The 19,446-nt window shown below is 71.1% G+C and carries 17 protein-coding genes and 1 tRNA gene; 5 read left to right on the top strand and 13 right to left on the bottom strand.

Annotation, left to right across the window (positions count from 1 at the left end; translation table 11 throughout):
* Positions 1 to 79: 79 nt before the first annotated feature.
* From I5071_RS09145 to I5071_RS09105, 9 genes are all read right to left on the bottom strand, one after another.
* Positions 80 to 427, bottom strand: coding sequence for an integration host factor subunit alpha (locus I5071_RS09145; RefSeq protein WP_053234707.1), 348 nt, complete (start codon positions 425 to 427; stop codon positions 80 to 82).
* Positions 428 to 577: 150 nt separating this feature from the next.
* The gene (gene pheT, locus I5071_RS09140) at positions 578 to 3,088 is read right to left on the bottom strand and encodes a phenylalanine--tRNA ligase subunit beta (protein WP_236605029.1); all 2,511 of its coding nucleotides are present in this window, start codon (positions 3,086 to 3,088) and stop codon (positions 578 to 580) included.
* A 19-nt stretch (positions 3,089 to 3,107) separates the two neighbouring features.
* On the bottom strand, positions 3,108 to 4,226 hold the full coding sequence (gene pheS, locus I5071_RS09135; RefSeq protein WP_236605028.1) for a phenylalanine--tRNA ligase subunit alpha: 1,119 nt from the start codon (positions 4,224 to 4,226) through the stop codon (positions 3,108 to 3,110).
* A gap of 18 nt (positions 4,227 to 4,244) precedes the next feature.
* Complete coding sequence (rplT, locus tag I5071_RS09130) at positions 4,245 to 4,589, bottom strand: 50S ribosomal protein L20 (RefSeq protein ID WP_053234710.1); 345 nt, start codon at positions 4,587 to 4,589, stop codon at positions 4,245 to 4,247.
* 41 nt (positions 4,590 to 4,630) lie between these two features.
* A complete protein-coding gene (gene rpmI, locus I5071_RS09125) occupies positions 4,631 to 4,834 on the bottom strand; it encodes a 50S ribosomal protein L35 (protein ID WP_053234711.1) in 204 nt (67 codons plus the stop codon).
* Between the two features lie 316 nt (positions 4,835 to 5,150).
* Positions 5,151 to 6,152 (bottom strand): 2-dehydropantoate 2-reductase, encoded by a 1,002-nt coding sequence (locus I5071_RS09120; protein WP_236605027.1) that lies wholly within the window; start codon positions 6,150 to 6,152, stop codon positions 5,151 to 5,153.
* Positions 6,149 to 6,781, bottom strand: a complete 633-nt coding sequence (gene infC, locus I5071_RS09115) for a translation initiation factor IF-3 (protein WP_236605026.1) — start codon at positions 6,779 to 6,781, stop codon at positions 6,149 to 6,151. Before infC ends, I5071_RS09120 begins: the two co-directional genes overlap by 4 nt.
* Before the next feature lie 229 nt (positions 6,782 to 7,010).
* On the bottom strand, positions 7,011 to 8,999 hold the full coding sequence (gene thrS, locus I5071_RS09110) for a threonine--tRNA ligase (RefSeq protein WP_236605025.1): 1,989 nt from the start codon (positions 8,997 to 8,999) through the stop codon (positions 7,011 to 7,013).
* A gap of 167 nt (positions 9,000 to 9,166) precedes the next feature.
* Positions 9,167 to 9,238: transfer RNA gene (locus I5071_RS09105), tRNA-Val, on the bottom strand.
* Between the two features lie 166 nt (positions 9,239 to 9,404).
* Here I5071_RS09105 and I5071_RS09100 point away from each other — a divergent pair.
* A complete protein-coding gene (locus I5071_RS09100; protein WP_236605024.1) occupies positions 9,405 to 10,883 on the top strand; it encodes a hypothetical protein in 1,479 nt (492 codons plus the stop codon).
* Positions 10,884 to 10,894: 11 nt separating this feature from the next.
* Here I5071_RS09100 and I5071_RS09095 read toward each other — a convergent pair whose 3' ends face one another.
* Positions 10,895 to 11,908 (bottom strand): NAD-dependent epimerase/dehydratase family protein, encoded by a 1,014-nt coding sequence (locus I5071_RS09095; protein WP_236605023.1) that lies wholly within the window; start codon positions 11,906 to 11,908, stop codon positions 10,895 to 10,897.
* Between the two features lie 91 nt (positions 11,909 to 11,999).
* Between I5071_RS09095 and I5071_RS09090 the strand changes: the two genes are divergently transcribed.
* Positions 12,000 to 12,929 (top strand): LysR family transcriptional regulator, encoded by a 930-nt coding sequence (locus tag I5071_RS09090; protein WP_236605022.1) that lies wholly within the window; start codon positions 12,000 to 12,002, stop codon positions 12,927 to 12,929.
* Here I5071_RS09090 and I5071_RS09085 read toward each other — a convergent pair whose 3' ends face one another.
* Positions 12,930 to 13,742, bottom strand: coding sequence for a rhomboid family intramembrane serine protease (locus tag I5071_RS09085; protein WP_236605021.1), 813 nt, complete (start codon positions 13,740 to 13,742; stop codon positions 12,930 to 12,932).
* An 86-nt stretch (positions 13,743 to 13,828) separates the two neighbouring features.
* On the opposite strand from I5071_RS09085, the gene I5071_RS09080 reads away from it, so the two are divergent.
* Genes I5071_RS09080 through I5071_RS09070 form a run of 3 tightly spaced genes read left to right on the top strand, consistent with a single transcriptional unit; the run spans position 13,829 to position 17,293 of the window.
* Complete coding sequence (locus I5071_RS09080; RefSeq protein ID WP_236605020.1) at positions 13,829 to 15,241, top strand: 3-deoxy-7-phosphoheptulonate synthase class II; 1,413 nt, start codon at positions 13,829 to 13,831, stop codon at positions 15,239 to 15,241.
* A 45-nt stretch (positions 15,242 to 15,286) separates the two neighbouring features.
* Positions 15,287 to 15,652, top strand: a complete 366-nt coding sequence (locus I5071_RS09075; protein WP_236605019.1) for a hypothetical protein — start codon at positions 15,287 to 15,289, stop codon at positions 15,650 to 15,652.
* A 42-nt stretch (positions 15,653 to 15,694) separates the two neighbouring features.
* Entirely contained in the window at positions 15,695 to 17,293 is a 1,599-nt protein-coding gene (locus I5071_RS09070; protein ID WP_236605018.1) for a M48 family metallopeptidase, read from the top strand.
* On the opposite strand, the gene I5071_RS09065 is transcribed toward I5071_RS09070, so the two are convergent.
* On the bottom strand, positions 17,198 to 18,667 hold the full coding sequence (locus I5071_RS09065) for a sensor histidine kinase (RefSeq protein WP_236605017.1): 1,470 nt from the start codon (positions 18,665 to 18,667) through the stop codon (positions 17,198 to 17,200). The two genes, I5071_RS09070 and I5071_RS09065, sit on opposite strands and share 96 nt — an antisense overlap.
* A 17-nt stretch (positions 18,668 to 18,684) precedes the next feature.
* Positions 18,685 to 19,386 carry a response regulator transcription factor gene (locus tag I5071_RS09060; protein ID WP_236605016.1) on the bottom strand — a complete coding sequence of 234 codons (702 nt, stop codon included), beginning with the start codon at positions 19,384 to 19,386 and terminating at the stop codon, positions 18,685 to 18,687.
* Positions 19,387 to 19,446: the final 60 nt, after the last annotated feature.

The following is a 19,446-nucleotide window of genomic DNA, read 5'->3' as shown; positions in this document are numbered from 1 at the left end:
TCTCGGGGGACGCTCTGGTACCCGGCCGGCCCGACCGCGTCAACGGAGGGGCCGGAGCCGAATCAGGTGCCCAGCCGGATCAGGTGCCCGACGAGCTCGCGCCGGTGTTGGCGGTCGGCGCGACGAACGTCCCGGAGCCGCTCGACTTGTGCGGGTTCAGCGTCGCCTTGAGGACCTGGCTCGGCTTGAACGTGAGCACGCGGCGGGCGCTGATCGGGATCGGCTCGCCGGTCTGCGGGTTCCGGCCCACGCGCTGCTTCTTCGCTCGGACGACGAAGTTGCCGAAGCCGGAGATCTTGATCTTCTCGCCCTGGGCGAGGACTTCCTTCATCTCCTCGAACACCGCTTCGACGACCTCGGCGGCTTCCTTCTTCGAGAAGCCTCCGACCCGCTCGTAGACGCTGTCGATGATCTCGGCCTTGGTCATCAGAGCCCCCTCGATGCCGGGTATGCGATGCAACCACGGCATGGAGTCGAATTCAAGGGCTCTGGATTCACAGTCGAATTCAGGAATCGTTGGCGCGCGCACACGCCTGGATCCCCGCGCCGGCGGCTGTCCGCGGGATCAGTGCGCTGCTCAGGCGCGCAGCGCGCCGCCGAAGCGGTCGGCGATCGCCTGCACCACCGCGGCGTGGACCTGCTCGACGCGCGCGTCGGTGAGCGTCGCGTCGGGATCGCGATAGGCGATCCGGAACGCGAGGCTCTTCCGGCCTTCGGGCACCGGCTTGCCGCGGTAGACGTCGAAGAGCTCGGCGCGCTCGGCGAGCGGCGCGGCCTGCGTGATCGCGTCGACGACGTCCGCCGCGGTCGTCGCCTCGGGCACCACGACCGCGAGGTCGCGCACCACCGCCGGGAAACGCGGCAGCGGGCGCGCGCGGGGCGGCCCCGCGGCCTTCACGAGCGCGACGATCGCGTCGAGGTCGAGCACGCCGAAGATCGGACGCCCGGTCGCCTCGAAGGCCTCGACCACGTCGGGATGCACCTCGCCGAGGACACCGACCGATCGGGCCCCCACGACCACGCGCGCGCTGCGGCGCGGGTGCAGCCACGGCGCGTGCTCCGCGATCGACTCGTCGCGCACGGTCTCCGCCACCAGGCCCACCGAGCGCAGGATCGCGAGCACCGCGCCCTTGCCATCCCAGAAGTCGAACGGGCTCTCGTCGCCGACCCAGAGCTCGCGCGGGCCGCTCAGCGTGAGCGCGAGCACCGGACGCTCGACGACGCGACGCGGCGTCGACGCCGCGGGATGGTACGTGCGACCGACCTCGAACAGCGTCGCGCGCGGGGCCTGGTGCCGCTGCGCGCGCACGACGTCCGAGAGCAGGCCCGGAAGCATCGAGGTGCGCATCACCGAGCGCTCCTCGGAGAGCGGGTTGCTCAGCGCGACCACGTCGAGCGGTGCCTTCGCCATCTCGAGATCGCGACGCGAGCAGAACGCGAAGTTCACGGCCTCGAAGAGCCCTGCCGCGGCGGCACCCTCGCGCAGCGCACGCACGATCGCGTAGCGACGATCGCCGGCGTCCGCGCTGGGCGCCATCGAGGCGAGCGCGCTCGGGATGTGATCGTAGCCGCGGACGCGCGCGACCTCTTCGATGAGGTCCTCGGGGCGTCCGAGATCGGGACGATGCGTCGGCGCGGTCACGCGCCAGCCGCCCTCTTCGGCGGGCGCGATCTCGCAGCCCACGCCCTCGAGCACACGACGCACCTCGCTCGCGGGCACCGGCCCGCCGAGCAGCGACTCGACGTGCCCGGGGCGGAGCGCGATCGCGACCGGCGCGATCCGGCGTGCGTGCGCATCGCTCGCGCTCGGCGCGCTCGCGGCCTCGGCCACGGTCCCGAGCAGCTGCGCCGCGCGCCGCAGCACGTGCTCGAGCCCGTTGGGATCGACGCCGCGCTCGAAGCGATGGCTCGCCTCGGTGTGCAGCCCGTGACGGCGGCTGGTGCGGCGCACCGAGCGGGGATCGAAGTGCGCGACTTCGAGCAGCACGTTGCGCGTCGTCGCGCGCACGCCGCTCGCCGCGCCGCCCATCACGCCCGCGAGCGCGACCGGCACCTCGGCGTCCGCGATCACGAGATCGTCGGTCGAGAGCTCGCGCTCGATTCCGTCGAGCGTGGTGAAGCGCTCGCCGTCACGCGCGGTGCGCACGACGATCGCGGGACCGCGCAGCGCGTCGAGATCGAACGCGTGGATCGGGTGTCCGGTCTCGAGCAGCACCCAGTTCGTCACGTCGACCACGGCGTCGATCGAGCGCTGACCGAGCACGTGGAGGCGGTAGCGCATCCAGAACGGCGCCGGACGCACCTGCACGTGCTGCAGCACGAGCCCGAGGTAGCGCGAGCAGCGATCGGCATCGCGGATCGCGATCGGCACGTTGATCGGCGCGCCCTGCGCGGGCTGCACCAGGCTCAGCGTCTCGCCCGGGTGCTGGCGCGAGGGATCGAGCACGGTCACGACCGGCCCGCGCGTATCGGCCGAATCGACCGAGAGCAGCCGCTGGGGCGCCGGAGGCGCGCGCAGCACGAAGGGCTGCTCGAAGAGCATCGCGATCTCGCGCGCGAGCCCGACGTGGCCGAGGCAGTCGGCGCGGTTCGGCGTCAGCGAGATCTCGAAGACCTGATCGCGCAGGCTCAGCGCATCGGCGACCGCGGCGCCCACGCGGCCCGAGCTCGCGCGCTCGAGCACGACGATCCCCTCCGCGTCGGCGCCGATCCCGAGCTCGACCTCGCTGCAGAGCATCCCGGAGGAGCTCACGCCCGCGACCTCGCGCGCCGCGATCTCCATCCCGTTCGGCAGCCGCGCGCCGACCTCGGCGAGCAGCACCTTCGCGCCCGCGTCGGGCACGTTGGGCGCGCCGCAGACGACCTCGCGCTCTTCCTTGCCGTTCCAGACGCGGACGAGCGTGAGCTTGTCGCGCGACGGATGGGGGCGCTTCCCGCGCACCTCCGCGATCACCACGCGATCGAGCCCCTCGCCGAACGCGGTGAGCCCCTCGACCTCGACGCCCGCGCGGGTGAGCCGCTCGGCCATCTCGCTCGGGCTCGCGTCGACGCCCGAGAGCTCGCGCAGCCACTGGTACGAAGCCTTCATCGATCCCTCGGCCGCGGCCTCAGAGCTGGCTGAGGAAGCGGATGTCGTTCTCGTAGAGGAGGCGGATGTCGCCGACGTTGTGGCGGAGCATCGCGATGCGATCGATGCCCATGCCGAACGCGAAGCCGGTGACCTCCTTCGGGTCCCAGCCGCAGTGCTCGAAGACGACGGGATGGATCATCCCGCAGCCCAGCACCTCCAGCCATCCGGTGCTCTTGCAGACGCGGCACGTCGCAGTGCGCGCGCGCTGTGCGTCACTGCCCGGCTCGTCGTAGGGGCGGCAGATCGTGCAGCCCACGTCGAGCTCGCCACCGGGCTCGACGAACGGGAAGTAGCTCGGGCGGAAGCGCACCGGCACCTGCTCGCCGAACATCCGCTTCACGAACGTCGTGAGCACGCCCTTGAGGTGCGCGAACGAGATCCCGCGATCGACCCAGAACCCCTCGATCTGGTGGAACATCGGGGAGTGCGTCGCGTCGTCGTCGCGGCGGAACACCTTGCCCGCCGAGATGCACGCGATCGGGATCGTCCGGCGGCGCGACATCTCGTGGACCTGCGCGTTCGAGGTGTGCGTGCGAAGCAGCACCTGGTCCTCGAAGCGCGTGACACCGCGCGCGCCCAGCTCTCCGCCTGCGACGAAGAAGCTGTCCTGCATGTCGGTCGCAGGGTGGTCGGGCGGGAAGCCGAGCCGCGTGAAGTTGAAGTCCGCGAGCTCGATCTCGGGCGCGTCGGTGACCTCGAAGCCGATCGACGAGAACACGTCGAGCAGCGCGTCGATCGTGCGCGTGATCGGGTGCAGCGCACCGCGCGAGAGGCCCCGACCGGGCAGGCTCGGATCGATCGGCGGCGCTTCGAGATCCGCCTGGCGCGCCGCGCGCGCGAGCCCCTCGAGGCGCGCGTCGAACGCGGACTGCACCGCGTTCTTCAGCGCGTTCGCGCGCTGTCCGAGCTCCTTGCGGCGATCGCCGGGGAGCTGCGGCATCAGCTTCAGGAGCTGCGTCACCTCGCCGCTGCCGCCGATCAGCTTCGCCGCGGCGGCGCGCAGCGAGCTCTCGTCGGGGCACTGGGCGAAGGTGGTCTCGAAGCCCGCAGCGACGCGGGCCAGACCGTCTTCGAACTTCTGGACCGCGTCGCTCATGGGGCTCTCGAGGAGGAATCAGCGCGCGGCGTCGACCACCGCCTTGAACGCGCCCGGATCGCGCAGCGCGAGATCCGCGAGGATCTTGCGGTCGAGCGCGATGTTCGCCTTCTTCAGCGACGACACGAGGCGCGAGTAGCTGAGGCCGTGGGTGCGAGCGCCCGCGTTGATGCGGACGATCCACAGGCGGCGGAAGTCGCGCTTCTTCGCGCGACGAGCGCGGAACGCGTCCTGCCAGGCATTGCGCACCTGCTCGACGGCGTCGCCGAAGATGCGGCCACGGGCGCCGTAGAAGCCCTTGGCGTGCTTGAAGATGCGGTTACGACGACGGCGGGCCTTGAAGCCCCTCTTCGCGCGCGGCATTGCTCTTCTCCCGTTCTTTCTTCTTCAGTCGACGAGTGCGATCAGGCCCGCCCGTAGGGGAGGAGGCGCTTGACCATCTTCTCGTGGGTGGGGGAGATGAGGCTGTTCTTGCGGAGACGGCGGAGGCGGTTCGCGCTCTTGCCACGCATCATGTGGCTGAGGCCGGCGGTGCCGCGGCGCACGTGACCGGATCCGGTCAACCACATGCGCTTCTTCGTCCCGCTGTGGGTCTTCATCTTCGGCATGACTGCGATTCCCTGACTTTCTCTGCGGCGTGAGGCCCAGCGCGCACGCGGGCCTACGCGGGGGAGCGGAGGTGTACGAGCGTGGACCTACGCAGTCAAGCGTTGGCGCCACGCCTTGTGCCATCAGCGCGCGCTGGTCACGTCCGAAGTCCGCGGGTCGGACCGGTGTCCTCGTGCGGATGACACGTCGTGCTTCGCGCAGCTGCGGACGGCTCTCGCTCACGTGCGATGGAGATCCCGTCCGCGTCTCGATCTCGCGCCGGCACGCGTGGGTGTCACTCACCGGCGATCTCGAGCACCTCGACTGAGGCGTCGGTCAGCTCGCGAGCAGCTGCTCGGCCGTCACGCCTGCGGGCTCGCCGCGCTCCATGCGGTGGATCGCGTCCACCACGCGACGGTTCACCGGCGTGGGCACGCCGACCTTCTCACCGAGCGCGACGATCGCGCCCTGCAGGTACGCGACCTCGGTCTTGCGGCCCCGCGCGAGATCGTCCGCCATCGAGCTGCGCGCCGCCGCGTCGATCTTCACGACGCGACCTGCGAGCGCGCGGAACACCACGTCGGGCACGAGCAGCATCCGCGACGCGAAGCGAGGGTCCATCGTAGCGCCCAGTCGGACCGGGGAGATGCCCGCCTGGCGCAGCGCATCGAGCCCCTCGCGCTGGCACGCCGAGACCACGCGGCGCCATCCGCGCTGCGCGAGCTCGTCGGCGAGCGACACGCCGCTGATCGCGTTCACCGCGTTGTTCAGATTGAAGAGCAGCTTGCTCCAGAGCACCGGCTCGATCGGGTCGGCGCCCTTCGCGGGAAGGCCCGCGCGGTCCAGCGCCGCGATCACGCGCAGCACGATCGCGTCCTCGCCGCGCTGCTCGATCACCACCGGCCCGCTCGTCGAGCGACGCAGCGTGCGCTCGTCGCGCCACACCGCGTTCCACGACACGATGCCGGCCCGCGCACGCGGCGCGCCGAGCACCTGCCGCAGGATGCGCGGTGCTTCGACGCCGTTCTGCAGGCCGATCGCGATCGAGGCGTGCCGCAGGATCGACGCGGCGGCCTGCTCGAGGTCCGCCACCTTCGTCGTGATCAGCACGACCTCGCAGTCGCGCAGGGCCGCGGAGTCGCTCGCGCACCGGGGGAGCGCTTCACGTCGCGAGCCGTCGAGATCCTCGAGGACGAGGCCGTCCTTCGCGATGCAGTCGAGCACGCGCGGCCTGCCGACGAGCACGACGTCGTGCCCCGCCGCCGCGAGCCGCCCGCCCAGGTAGGCGCCGATCGTGCCGGCGCCGAGGATGCCGATGCGCATCCTCGTCCCCGTCACTCGTCGTCGTCTGCGTCGTCGTCGTCGTCGTCGTCGTCGTCATCCTCGTCGTCATCGAGGTCGTCGTCGTCGACGGGAGCGGTGGACGCGCCGTTCGCGCCCTTCTGGCCGTTCGCGACGGCCTTCGCCGGCGGCCGCTCGGCGGCCTTCTTCGCGGCCTGCGCGGCCTGGGCCGCGACGCGCGCACGGATCTCGGGCTTCGGCGCGATCAGGATCGTCATCGTCTTGCCCTCCATGCGGGGGGTCTGCTCGATGACGCCGATGTCGCGCGTCTTCTCGATGATCTCGATGAGCTGACGCTCGGCCGTCTCGGGGTGCGTGATCTCGCGACCGCGGAAGCGGCACGTGACCTTCACCTTGTTGCCTTCTTCCAGGAAGCGGCGGACGTGACGGGTCTTCACGTCCATGTCGTGATCATCCGTCTTCGGGCGGAGCTTCACTTCCTTGAGCTCCACCTGGATCTGCCGCTTCTTGGCCTCGTTCTCCTTCTTCTTCTCCTCGTACTTGAACTTGCCGAAGTCCATGATCTTACAGACCGGCGGCATGCCCTTCGGGTTGACCTCGACGAGGTCGAGCTCCTTCTCCTTCGCGAGACGGAGCGCCTCGTGGGTCGGAAGGACACCGAGCATCTCGCCCTCGGCGCCGATGACACGGACTTCGGGGACGCGAATTCGGTGGTTCGTACGAGGGCCGGAGAAGGCGGCGCGCTGCGCGCGCGGATCGAAGCGGGGTCGGATGACTCAATCCTCCTGTGGGAAGGGCCTCTGCCCTTCCATGAACGAACGGCGATGATGGAGCGTGCGAGGGCTCATCACAAGCCCCCGCCCCACAGTCCAGAACGGCTGCTCGAGTGCTGCGTCACTCCCCGACCGACGCGGGGCGGAGCGAGGGCGGACGCGACTCGTGACGGAGACGCGCGATCACCTGATCGAGCGCGACGAACCCGAGATCCTTGTCCTCGTCGCGCGAGCGGATCGCGAGGCCGCGACCCTCGACTTCCTTCTCGCCGATCACGCCGAGGAAGGGGATGCGCATCAGGCGCGCGTTGCGGATCTTCGCGCCGAGCTTGTCGCTCGAGAGATCGATCTTCACGCGGAAACCCTCGCGCTGGAGGAGCTGCTGCACTTCGCGCGCGTAGGGCTCGAACTTCTCGCTGACCGTGAGCAGCGCGATCTGCTCGGGGGCGAGCCACGTCGGGAACGCCCCCGAGACGTGCTCGATCAGCACGCCCATGAAGCGCTCGATCGAGCCGAGGATCGCGCGGTGCAGCATCACGGGGCGATGCTGCGTGTTGTCCTCGCCGACGTAGGTGAGGTCGAAGCGCTCGGGCAGGTTGAAGTCGACCTGCATCGTCCCGAGCTGCCAGCTGCGTCCGATCGCGTCCTTCAAGTGGAACTCGATCTTGGGGCCGTAGAACGCGCCTTCACCCTCGGCGATCGAGTAGTCGAGCTTCTTCGCCTGCACGCCGGCGATCAGCGCCTTCTCGGCGCGATCCCAGACCTCGTCCGAGCCGAGTCGCTCGTCGGGGCGCGTCGCGATCACCACGCGCACCTCGGCGAAGCCGAAGTCCTGGTAGACCGCGTACACGAGATCGATGAACGACTCGATCTCGCCCTGCGCCTGGTCGAGCGTGCAGAAGATGTGGGCGTCGTCCTGGCAGAACGTGCGGACGCGCGTGAGACCCTGGGTGACGCCGCTGCGCTCGAAGCGGTGCAGGCGACCGAAGTCCGCGACGCGCATCGGGAGCTCGCGGTAGCTGCGGCGCTGCATCCCGTAGAGCAGGCAGTGCCCGGGGCAGTTCATCGGCTTGATGCCGAAGCGGATCTTCTCCTCGAGCGCCTTCTCGATGTCCGGCTTGCTGCCGAGCTCTTCCTTGCTGAGGTGCTCGACGACGTCCTCGATGTTCTCGCGCGTCGCGGCGAGGAACATGTTCTCGGAGTACGCGGGCAGGTGGCCCGACGTCAGGAAGAGCTCGCGATCGAAGATCTGCGGGGTGACGACCTCGTCGTAGCCGAAGCGCACGTAGAGGTCGCGCACGTAGTCGACGAGCTTCGTGTAGATCATCGCGCCGCGCGGCATGAAGAACGGCGACGCGGGCGCCCAGGGGTGGAAGCCGACGAGCTCGAGCTCCTTGCCGAGCTTGCGGTGGTCGCGCTTCTTCGCTTCCTCGAGCTGCTTGAGATACGCGCGCAGCGCCTTCTCGTTCGCGAAGGCGGTGCCGTAGATGCGCTGGAGCATCGGGTTCCGCTCGTCGCCGCGCCAGTACGCGCCCGCGACGGTCGTGAGCTGGAACGCCTTGAGGAACTTCGTGCTCGGGACGTGCGGGCCCTCGCAGAGATCGACCCAGTCGCCGTGGCGGTAGATCGAGATCTGCTCGCCCATCGCGGCGAGGCGCTCGAGGTGCTCGAGCTTGTAGGTCTCGCCGAGGCGAGAGAGGATGTCGCGCGCCTGATCGACCGTCACCTCTTCGCGCACGAAGGGACGATCCTCGGCGATGATCTCCGCCATCTTCGTCTCGATGGCGCGGAGATCGTCCTCGGTGAACGAGCCGCCGGGGCGATCGTAGTCGTAGTAGAAGCCGTTCTCGGTCGCGGGGCCGAACGCGACCTTGGTGCCCGGGAAGAGCCGCTGCACCGCGTCGGCCATCACGTGCGACGACGAGTGGCGGATCACCCAGAGCGCGTCGGGGTGATCGAGCGCGATCGGCTTGATCGGCGTGCCCTCGGGCAGCGGCGTGAGGAGGTCGACGATCTTCTCGCGCCCATCGATCGTCGCGCGCGCCGCGATCACGTCGGGGCGCAGCGCGTTCTGCGCCTCGAGCACGGCGCGAGCAGTCGTCGTTCCCATCGTCGTCATCTCCTGCTTGCCGGTGCGCAGCAGCGCGAGATGCGCGAGGTGGGAAGCTCGTCGCAGGTCTCGTCGCGCTGCGACCGAGAGGTCGCTATCGCTTGCCGAGACTCAACCGAAACCGCGCGAGCGACGGGCATCGGAGATGCCGCTGGAGCTCGCTGCACTAGGCACGGGCAGGATTGAACTGCCGACCCCTACCGTGTCAAGGTAGTGCTCTACCACTGAGCTACGTGCCTGCTTCGCTGCTTGTCAGCCCCGTCGAAAGGGAGGCGTTTGGTAGCGCCCTGCCCTCACGGTGTCAAGCACGTGTGAGGTGATTGTACGTGCTCGCGTGCGATGACGTTCGCGCGCGCACGTCGGGTCGGAGGAATGGCTCCGCGCGGTGATAGGATCGCGCGCGTCATGACGTCGTCGACGCTTCGCTCGTGCTTGGTCCTCGCGCTCTCGATTCCATCTCTGCTCGTGATCGGATGCTCCGACGGCGGCGGCGGTCGCACCCGCGATCCCGACGGCGGCACCGTGCAGCCGGGGCTCGACGCAGGACCGCTCGAGCCCGAGTGCGGCGAGGGCTTCGACGAGTGTCCGAGCGGCTTCTTGTGCGCGGCGGTCGGAGGCATCCCGCGCTGCGTGCCCGATCCCGATCGTCCGCCCCCCGGCGACGGCACCGACTGTCGTCCGTGCGATGCGCCCGGCGAGTGCCGCATGGGCGTGTGCGTGCAGCCTTCGGACTCGGGCGCGTTCTGCGAATTCGATCCCGAGTGCGGCGAGGACGAGCTCTGCATCGCGGGGCGGTGCACGCACGATCCGCGCATCCCGATCCCGTGTGATGCGTCGATGATGTGCCCGCCTCCGCTGACGTGCGGCGAGGACGGCGTGTGCCACTGCGCGTTCACGACCGACTGTCCGATCGGGCTCGAGTGCACCGACGGGCTCTGCGTGCCGGGGCCGGGCGGTGGCGCGTGCTTCGCCGACGACATGTGTCCGCCCGAGGATCTCTGCGAAGCCGGGCGCTGTCGGCCGCGAACGGTCTGCGACATCGCGAACCCGGATCTGTCGGGAACGTGGATGATGACGTCGACGCTCAACATCGGTGAGGCGGTGCCCGCGTGGATCGCGGACGTGGAGGACATCTTCCGCTTCCTCGGGACCGACGGGACGTGCATCGACTGGAGCGGGCTGCCCGACTGGGTCGACATGGAGATCTGCCGTCTCGCGCAGCCCTTCATCGCCGAGTACCTGCCGCCGTGGTCGCGCGACGTGTTCCGCGCGATCGCGGATCTGAACGTCGTGCTCGACACGTGGGTGATCGACGAGACGATGACGCTGCGCGCGGGCGCGGTGGCGGACAGCTATCGCGGCACGCACACGTGGAACCGCGTGACGTTCATGTACCGCGCGATGCCGATCGTCGGTGATCCGCTGATGGTGCGCGACTGGCGCTTCAGCCCGAGCGAGTTCAACGCGAGCGCGGTGTGCGGCGAGTTCAACATCGAGCGCCACACGATCAACGTGAGCATCGGATCGATCGTGGCGTGGCTGCTCGATGCGCTCGTGTACGAAGGCAGTGGTCGTCGCTGGACGACGCTGCGCGAGGCGCTGACCGAGGTCGCGGCTGGGTTCTGCGATGGGCTCGCGCAGGCGGCGGAGGAAGCGATCGACTATCCGAACGTCGGCACCACGGTGGACAACGTGTGCACCGGGATCGTGTCGGCGGGCGTGGACGCGGCGATCGACGCGGTGGTGAACGCGCGGATCGGCGCGGATGCGATCACGCTGCGTGGGAACGCGACGATCTCGGGGCCGAACACGTTGAGCCCTGGGCGCTGGGACGGGACGCTCGTGGGGCGCGGGTTCTCGGGGACGTTCGACGCGCGTCGGTGATTCCTGCTCTCCTAAGAGGCAGGCACGCTCGCCGTCGACGTCGTCGGGCGTCGCGTCGTGCGCTCGGCGCGGAGCTCTGCGAGGCCCTCCTGGTACGTGACGATCGGGGCGTAGCCGAGCTCTTCGCGGGCCTTCTTCGTGCTGACCGTGACGGTGCTCGACATCATGTCGATCGCGAACCTCGTCATCGGGGGCGTGCTGCGGAGGTGGAGCGCGCGCCAGATGGACTCGACGACGCGCGCGAGCGGACGCGCGATCGACGACGGCATGTTGCGCGTGCCGAGGTCGACGCCTGCCGCGGCATCGACGAGCTGGGCGAGGAAGTCGCGCACCGTGTGCTGCTCGTGGTCGGCGATGAAGTACGCCTGCCCGGGGCGGCCTCTCGTGAGCGCGAGCTCGAGGGCGTGCGCGATGTTGCGCACGTGCGTGACCGACGTGCGCACGCGGCCTCCGTCGAGCCACGCGAAGCGACCGGTCTCGGCCATGCGCAGCACCGCCGGGAGCACGCTCGTGTCGCGCGGGCCCCACACGAGGCGCGGCCGGATCGAGAGCGTCTCGAAGCCGGGCGCGCTCGCGGCGAGCACGCGACGCTCGGCCTCGGCCTTCGTGATGCCGTAGAGGTACGGGCTCGACGTCGGGTACGGCGCGCGCTCGTCCACGTCGATCAGATCGCGACCCGCGAAGATCGCCGCCTCGGTGCCGACGTGCACGAAGCGGCGCACGCCCGCGGCCCGCGCAGCCTCGAGCACCCGCGTCGTGCCCTCGACGTTCGCGCGCTCGGACTCCTCCTTCGTGCCCCACTCCTCGGCGCGCGCGGCCGCGTGGATCACCGCGCCTTCGCCCGCGAGGTGCTCGGCGCGGACGTCGTCGAGATCGCAGCGGACCGGCGTCGCGCCGCAGCGACGCACCAGCTCGGCGCTGCGATCCGAGCGCGCCATCGCGCGCACGTCGTGGCCCTTCCGCACGAGGTGCTCGACCAGGTGACCACCCACGAACCCCGAAGCTCCGGTGACGAAGACGCGCATGGCGCCGATCATGCCGGAAACCATCCATGCGTCCCATCGATGGATCGCAGACATCCATGCACGGCGTCGATGGATGCGAGATGCTCGCCCGATGCTCACCGCCGCGCCGGAGCTCGCCGGGATCGATCTGAACCTGCTCGTCGTGCTCGATGCGCTGCTCGCCGAGCGCAACGTGACGCGCGCCGCGCGCCGGCTCGGGCTCACCCAGCCGAGCACGAGCCACGCGCTCTCGCGACTCCGCGATCTCCTCGGCGACCCGCTGCTCGTGCGCGTGGGACGCGCGATGCACACGACCCCGCGCGCCGATGCGCTCGCACCCGCGCTGGCGCGCACCCTCGCCGACGTGCGGAGGCTGCTGCAGGTCGAGCCCGCGTTCGATCCTGCGACGTCGCAGCGCGCGTTCACCATCGCGTGCCCGGATCTCCTCGCGCCGCAGGTGCCCGCGATCGTCGCGCGCATGCAGCGCGAGGCGCCGCGCTGTGGGCTCGAGCTCCGACCGCCGATCGCGGGCGACGACGCGACGGTGCTCGGCGCGGGCGGCGTCGATCTCGCGCTCGCGCCGGCGCCGCGCGAGGGCACGGGCCTCGTGCAGCGCGCGCTCGGCACGGTGAGCTGGGGCGTGCTCGCGCGACGCGGTCACCCTGCCCTGCGGCGTCGGACGATCACGCGCGAGGCGTGGCTCGCGTATCCGCACGTCGTGGTGCGCACCGGCAGCGCGTCGCCGAGCGCGGTGGGCGTCGCGATCGAGCGGCTCGGGCTCGAGCGGCGGGTGGGGCTCGTCGTGCCGGGGTTCCTGCTGGTGCCGCGGGTCGTCGCGTCGACCGACATGCTCGCCGCGGTGCCGCGCGAGCTCGTGGTCGATGTCGCGCGCGAGATGGATCTGGTGGTGACCGACGTGCCGATCCCGATTGGCGCGATCCCCGTCGCAGCGCTCTGGCACGAGCGCTTCCACGCGGACGAGGGGCATCGCTGGATGCGCGGCGTGGTCGTCCAGGAGCTCACGCGCGCGCTGCGCCCGTGATCACCGCACGAGCGGCATGCCGAGCCACGCGAGCACGCACATCGCGACGCCGACCGCGCCGACCACCGGGTACGCCCAGTACGCGCGCTGCGGGCCCTGCCGCGTGACGGTGGGCGAGGCGAGCAGGCCGCTGAGGAAGCCCATCGCGAGACCGCCGAGGTGCGCGGCCATGTCGATCCCCGGCACCGTGAAGCCGAGCGCGAGGTTGATGAGCACGAACGTGACGAGGCTGCGGCGCAGGTGCGCGAACACGTGCGGATCGAGGCGCCCGCGGTTGCGCGCGAGGAACGCGAGGAACGCGCCCGCGACGCCGAACACCGCGCCCGACGCGCCGACGCTCACGCCCATCGGATTGATCGTGACGCTCGCGAGGCTGCCGCCGATGCCCGCGACGAGATAGACGAGCGTGAACCCGAGCGCGCCGTAGACGCGCTCGGTGAGCCGCCCGAGATCCCAGAGCACGTACATGTTGAACGCGAGGTGGAGCAGCCCGGCGTGCACGAAGCACGCGGTGACGAGGCGCCACCACTGACCACCCAGCGTGTAGGGACCGAAGTTCGCGCCCCAGCCGAGCAGCGACTCCGCGGTGGGCGCCATCGCGCCCACGCCGCTCGCGATCATCAGGACCATCACGAGCACGTTCGCGACGACGACCGCGACCGTGACGAAGGGGCGCTCTTCGCCCGAGGCGCGCGGCTTCTCGCGGTCGGCGGTGGCGCGCGGCGTCGGCGCGCGAGGCTCGTCGAACGAAGGCTCGCCGATCGGGCGCGGAGCGGGCCCTCCGGGCGGAGGCCCTTGCGGCGGAAGCACCATGTCGGAGGCGGATGTAGCTCCGCGCCGGGTCGGCGGCGAGCCTGTGCGCTCGCGCACAGGCGTGTTTGGCTCTACACCTCCGCCCCATGACCGGCAGCAAGCGCGACGCGACCGCCCCGACGATCTCCACGACCCCGCGGGGTTGGCACCCCGACTCGTGGCGTGATCACCCCGTCGCGCAGGGCATCAACTACCCGGATCCGGCGAAGCTCGCGGCCGCGGTCGAGACGCTGCGCAACATGCCGCCGCTCGTGACGTCGTGGGAGATCGAGCGCCTCAAGAAGCACCTCGCCGACGCGCAGGAGGGACGCCGCTTCATCCTGCAGGGCGGCGACTGCGCCGAGACGCTCGCGGACACGCGACCGCGCGTGATCAGCGCGAAGCTGAAGATCCTGATGCAGATGTCGCTGGTGCTGGTGCACGGCTCGATGAAGCCGGTGGTCCGGATCGGGCGCATCGCGGGGCAGTACGCGAAGCCGCGCAGCCAGCCGACCGAGCGCGGCAAGCTCGCGGACGGACGCGAGGTCGAGCTGCCGAACTACTTCGGGGATCTCGTGAACCGCGCGGAGTTCACGCCCGAGGCGCGCGCGGCGGATCCGCAGCTGCTCCTCGCGGGCTACCAGCACGCCGCGCTCACGCTGAACTTCGTGCGCTCGCTGACCGAAGGTGGCTTCGCGGACCTCCACCACCCGGAGCAGTGGGACCTCGCGTTCTTCGAGAACGCGGTGCTCCCCGGGACGCTGCGCGAGGAGTACCAGCGCACGAGCCGTCAGCTCTCCGAGGCGCTGCGCTTCATGGAGGCGCTCGGCGAGAAGACGATCGACGACCTCACGCGCGTCGAGTTCTACACGAGCCACGAGGGCTTGAACCTCGAGTACGAGTCGGCGCAGACGCGCACCGTCCCGCGCCGCGATCAGTGGTACGACCTCACGACACACCTTCCGTGGATCGGCGAGCGCACGCGTCAGCTCGACGGCGCGCACGTCGAGTTCTTCCGCGGCATCGCGAACCCGGTGGGCGTGAAGATCAGCGCGAGCGCGAAGCCCGACGAGGTGCTGAGGCTGATCGAGATGCTCAGCCCCGACGACGAGCCCGGCAAGATCGTGCTCATCACGCGCATGGGCGTGCGGCGCGCGGCGGACGCGCTGCCGGGGCTGCTCTCGGCGATCAAGGCGTCGGGACGTCGCGTCCTGTGGATCTGCGATCCGATGCACGGCAACACGCAGACGACGTCGAGCGGGCGCAAGACCCGCGACTTCGGCGACATCCTGCGCGAGATCGAGATCACGATGGATGCGCACGCGGCCGCGGGCACCGTGATGGGCGGCGTGCACTTCGAGCTGACGGGCGAGGACGTGACCGAGTGCGTCGGCGGCGCGGCGGGCATCACCGAGGGCGACCTCGAGATGAACTACGCGACGGCGTGCGACCCGCGGCTCAACTATCGCCAGGCGCTCGAGATGGCGTTCTCGATCGCGCGCAAGCTGCGCAACCGCTAGTCGGAGAAGTGGGCGCGCCGCGGCGACGCTTGTAGCATCGCGGCCATGCGAGCGGCGTGGATCGCGTGCGTGGTGATGATGGCGGCGGCGAGCGGCATCGCGGGATGCGGCGGAGGCCTCGAGTCTGCGCACGCCGACCCCACCGAGCACGAGGACGACGCGATGCTCGCGCGGCAGTGGCACGAGCGCGTCGTTCGCCTCGAGAGCGAGGCGAACGTCGCGGCGCAGCGCGAGGAAGCATGCGCTCCGCGCTGCGAGATCGCGGCGCACGCGTGCGACCTGAGCGGGCGCATCTGCGAGCTCGCGGGGCACGACGATCACGACGAGGGGACGCGCATGCTCTGCGAGGATGCGCGGCCCCGATGCGATCGTGCGCGCGCCGCAGCGGGCGCGTGTGGCTGCCAGAGCTGACGAGGGACGCGCGACGGGGTGAGCACGTAGACTCCGTCCGCGTTGGGCTCCGAGGCGATCGAAGCGGTTCGCGCCGCCCTGCCCGCTTGGGTCGGGATCGGCGCGCTGGTGTGGGTGCCGCTCGCGGCGCTCGTGTCGTGCGTGGGCGCGTACCTCGGCGTGTCGCTGGCGTTGCTCGCGGTGCGCGGGATGCCCGAGGACGCGCACTGGACCGAGCGCGCGCGGCGCGCGTGGCCGGCGCGCGTGCTCGCATCGAGTGCGCCGATGCTCTCGGCGATCGTGCTCGGCGTCACCGCAGGCATGCTCGCGGGGCCGCTCTCCTACCTCCGCGGCGGTCCGCTCGGCGTGCTCGTCGGGATCGCGGCGTTCGCGGGCGCGTACCCGCAGCTCGGTCGCGTGGAGCGCCGGATCGGGAGGCGCGTGGTGTCGCTGCGCGAGCGGCTCGCGGGACAGGCGTTCGTGTTCCTCGCGATGTACCCGCACGTGCTGATCGTGCTGATCGGCGGTGCGCTCATCCCCGCCGAGCCGGTGCCCGCCGCGATCGTCGCGGTGGTGATCCTCGCGATGCTCGTGGCGGTCGCGCTCGGCGCGGGGCTGCGCGTCGCGGTCGCGCTCGGGCTCGCGCGTCCTGCCGACGCGCGGATCACCGCGATCGTCGATGCGTGCGTCGAGAAGGTCGGCGTCCGCGCGAAGCGCACGTGGATCGTGCGCTGGCCGATGGTCAACGCGCTCGCGTTCCCGCGCACCGGCGAGCTCGCGTTCACCGAGCCCGCGGTGCGCGATCTGAGCGACGAGGAGATCGCCGGCGTGACCGCGCACGAGCTCGGGCACCTCGGGGAGCCGCGCAGCGTGGTGCTCGCGCGCTCGGTCGCGCTCGTCGCGCTCTATCCGATCGCGCTGATCCGCCCGCTGATGCACGCGTTCGGGCACGGCGACGCGCTCCGCGGCGTGCTCGTGCTGCTCTGCCTGGTGCTCGTCGCGCTGATCGTGAGCCGCATCGTGCAGCGCATCGCGCGCCGCATGGAGGAGCGCGCCGACGCGATCGCGCACGCGCACGAAGAGGACGCGGGCAGCTACGCGCGCGCGCTCGAGCGCATCTACGAGCTGAACCTCGCGCCCGCGGTGACGCGCGTCGCGAAGCCGGTGCATCCGCACCTCTACGATCGGCTCGTCGGCGCGGGGCTCACACCGAGCTATCCGCGGCCCGCACCACCACCGCGCGCCGCGCAGACGATCGGCACGCTCGCGCTGCTCTTCGTGATCACGAGCGGGAGCGTCGGGTGGACCACCGCGCTCACGCTCGCCGAGCCCGACGAAGGCCCGCCGCCTGGTTGGATCGTCGCGCTGCGCGGCGGTGCGATCTCCGACCTCGGCGCGATGGCCTTCCAGCGCTGGGATGCGGGCGACCTCGAAGGTGCGCTGCCCTTCTATCGCGCGCTGACCGAGCTCGAGCCCGACGTCGCGTTCTGGCCGCTCGAGAGCGCGCGGCTCGCGTCGTGGCTCGATCGCTGCGACGAGGCGCGCGCCGCGCTCGAGGTCGGTCGATCACGCGTCGAGACGATCGATCCCGCTGCCGAGGGGCTCGAGGTCTCGATCGCCGCCGTCGAGGCGTGCTTCGCGCGGCGCGGGCTCGCGCGGTAGCGAGAGACGCGCCGAGGTCCCGGCGCCGAGCGTGCTGTGCAGCTCGAGCGTGCCCCCGTGCGCGTGCGCGATGCCGCGCGCGATCGCGAGACCGAGGCCGCGCCCGCCGGTGCCACGCGCGCGCGACGGATCGACGCGGAAGAGCGGCTCGCCGATGCGCGCGAGATGCTCCGCGGCGATCCCTTCGCCCTCGTCGCGCACCACCACGCTCGCATCGCCCCGCGGGTCGCGGACGACCTCGACCCGCACCGTGCCGCCGGCGCGCGAGTGACGGATCGCGTTGTCGAGCAGGTTGCGGATCACCTGACCCACGCGGCGCCGATCGACGTCGGCGATCACGCCGTGGCCCTCCGCGCGCAGCGTCACCGATGCGTCCTTCGCGCGCGGCGCGAGCGCGTCGATCTCGCGGCGCGCGATCGCCAGCAGATCGTGGGGCGCGCGATCGAGCGACATGCCGTCGTGCTCGAGGCGCGAGAGCGTCTCGAGATCGTCGGCGAGCGCGTCGAGCGCGAGCGCCTGCTCGTACGCGACCTCGACGTAACGACGGCGCGTCTCGGGATCGGCGTCGACCTCGTCCATGCGGAGCGACTCGAGGTACCCGAGCACGCTCGTGAGCGGCGTGTTGATCTCGTGGGTGAACGCGGCGAAGAGCGCACGCTTCCGCGCCTCTTCGCGGCGCAGCGTGGCCACGAGATCCTCCACGCGATCGGCCATCCGATTGAAGTCGCGCACCAGCGCGCCGAGCTCGTCGTCGCCCGCGGCGGGCAGGCGGCGATCGAGCGCGCCCTGGGCGATCGCGTGCACCACGCGCTGCGTGCTCTGGATGCCGTGGCGGATGCGGTGCGCGAGCATCGCGCTCACGCCGAGCGCGAAGAACGCGAGCATCACGACCATGATGCTGAGCGAGCGCATCCGCACCGTGGTGAACGTCGCGGCCGCGCTGTGCTCGAAGACCCCGAGGTACGCGGCGCGCCCGGCACCGTCGACGCGCGCGATCATCGCGGTCGGCGCGTCGAGGCGCCCTGCCCCGATCGATCGCGGGTGCCCAGGGGTCGCGTCTGCGAGCCCGCGCACGTGTGCGTCGAGACGCTCGGGCACGTCGGGCTGATCGTCGCGCGAGCGCGCGAAGAGCACGCCCTCGCGATCGTAGAGCGCGATGCAGAACCCCTCGACGTCGCCCAGATCGCGGCGCAGGGACGCGTCGTCGCTGCTCCCCGCGCGCACGATCGCCGTCGAGAGCGCGAGCCCCGGCTGCACCAGTCGCGCACGCAGCTCCTCGCCGTAGACCAGCAGCGTCAGGCGGAAGACGAGCCAGAGACCGAGCGCCACGAGCACGACCAGCGTCGCGACCGCGACGCCGATCTTGAGCGACACGCGCTGCCTCAGCGCTCTCACGCGTCCTCGCGCGGCTCGAATCGATAACCGACGCCGTGCACGGTCGTGATCGGGTCGTACGCGAGGCCCGCGGCCGCGAGCTTCTTGCGCACCCGCGTGACGTGCGAGTCCACGGTGCGCGCGTAGCCGGCGTGCCGGTAGCCCCACACCTCGACGAGGAGATCCTCGCGCTCGAGCACGTGCCCGGGGTGCTGCGCGAGGTGCACGAGCAGATCGAATTCCTTGGGGGTCAGACGAGCTTCACCGCTGCGAACGCGCACCGATCGCGAGACGAGATCGATCCGCATCCCCGCGATCTCGATCGTCGACGCCGGCGCGGGCGCGCGCGGCCGCCCCGCGAGCGCGAGCAGCGCACCGACGCGACGAACCAGCTCCGCGACGCCGAACGGCTTGCGCACGTAGTCGTCGGCGCCCGCCTCGAAGCCCGCGACGGCGTCCTCCTCGCCGCTGCGCGCGGTCAGCATCAGCACGACCGGCTGCGCACCGCCGCCGCGGCGGATCGCGCCGCACACCTCGAGCCCGCTCCTTCTCGGGAGCATCACGTCGAGGACGAGCAGGTCGGCGGGGTCGGCGGCGTGTCGCTCGAGCGCCTCGTCACCGTCACGCGCGATCGCGACCCGATGTCCTGCGCGCTGCAGGTGGTCTGCGACCAACGTCGCGATCGGTCCTTCGTCCTCCACCACCAGGATGCTCGCCACCCTTCGATTCTCGCACGAGCGCGCGCGCGCCATCGCCCCCGTGCACAAAACGTCCACACC

It is taken from the genome of Sandaracinus amylolyticus (assembly GCF_021631985.1).
Taxonomy (GTDB): Bacteria; Myxococcota_A; Polyangia; order Polyangiales; family Sandaracinaceae; genus Sandaracinus; species Sandaracinus amylolyticus_A.
This window is presented reverse-complemented; position numbering and strand designations above follow the sequence as displayed.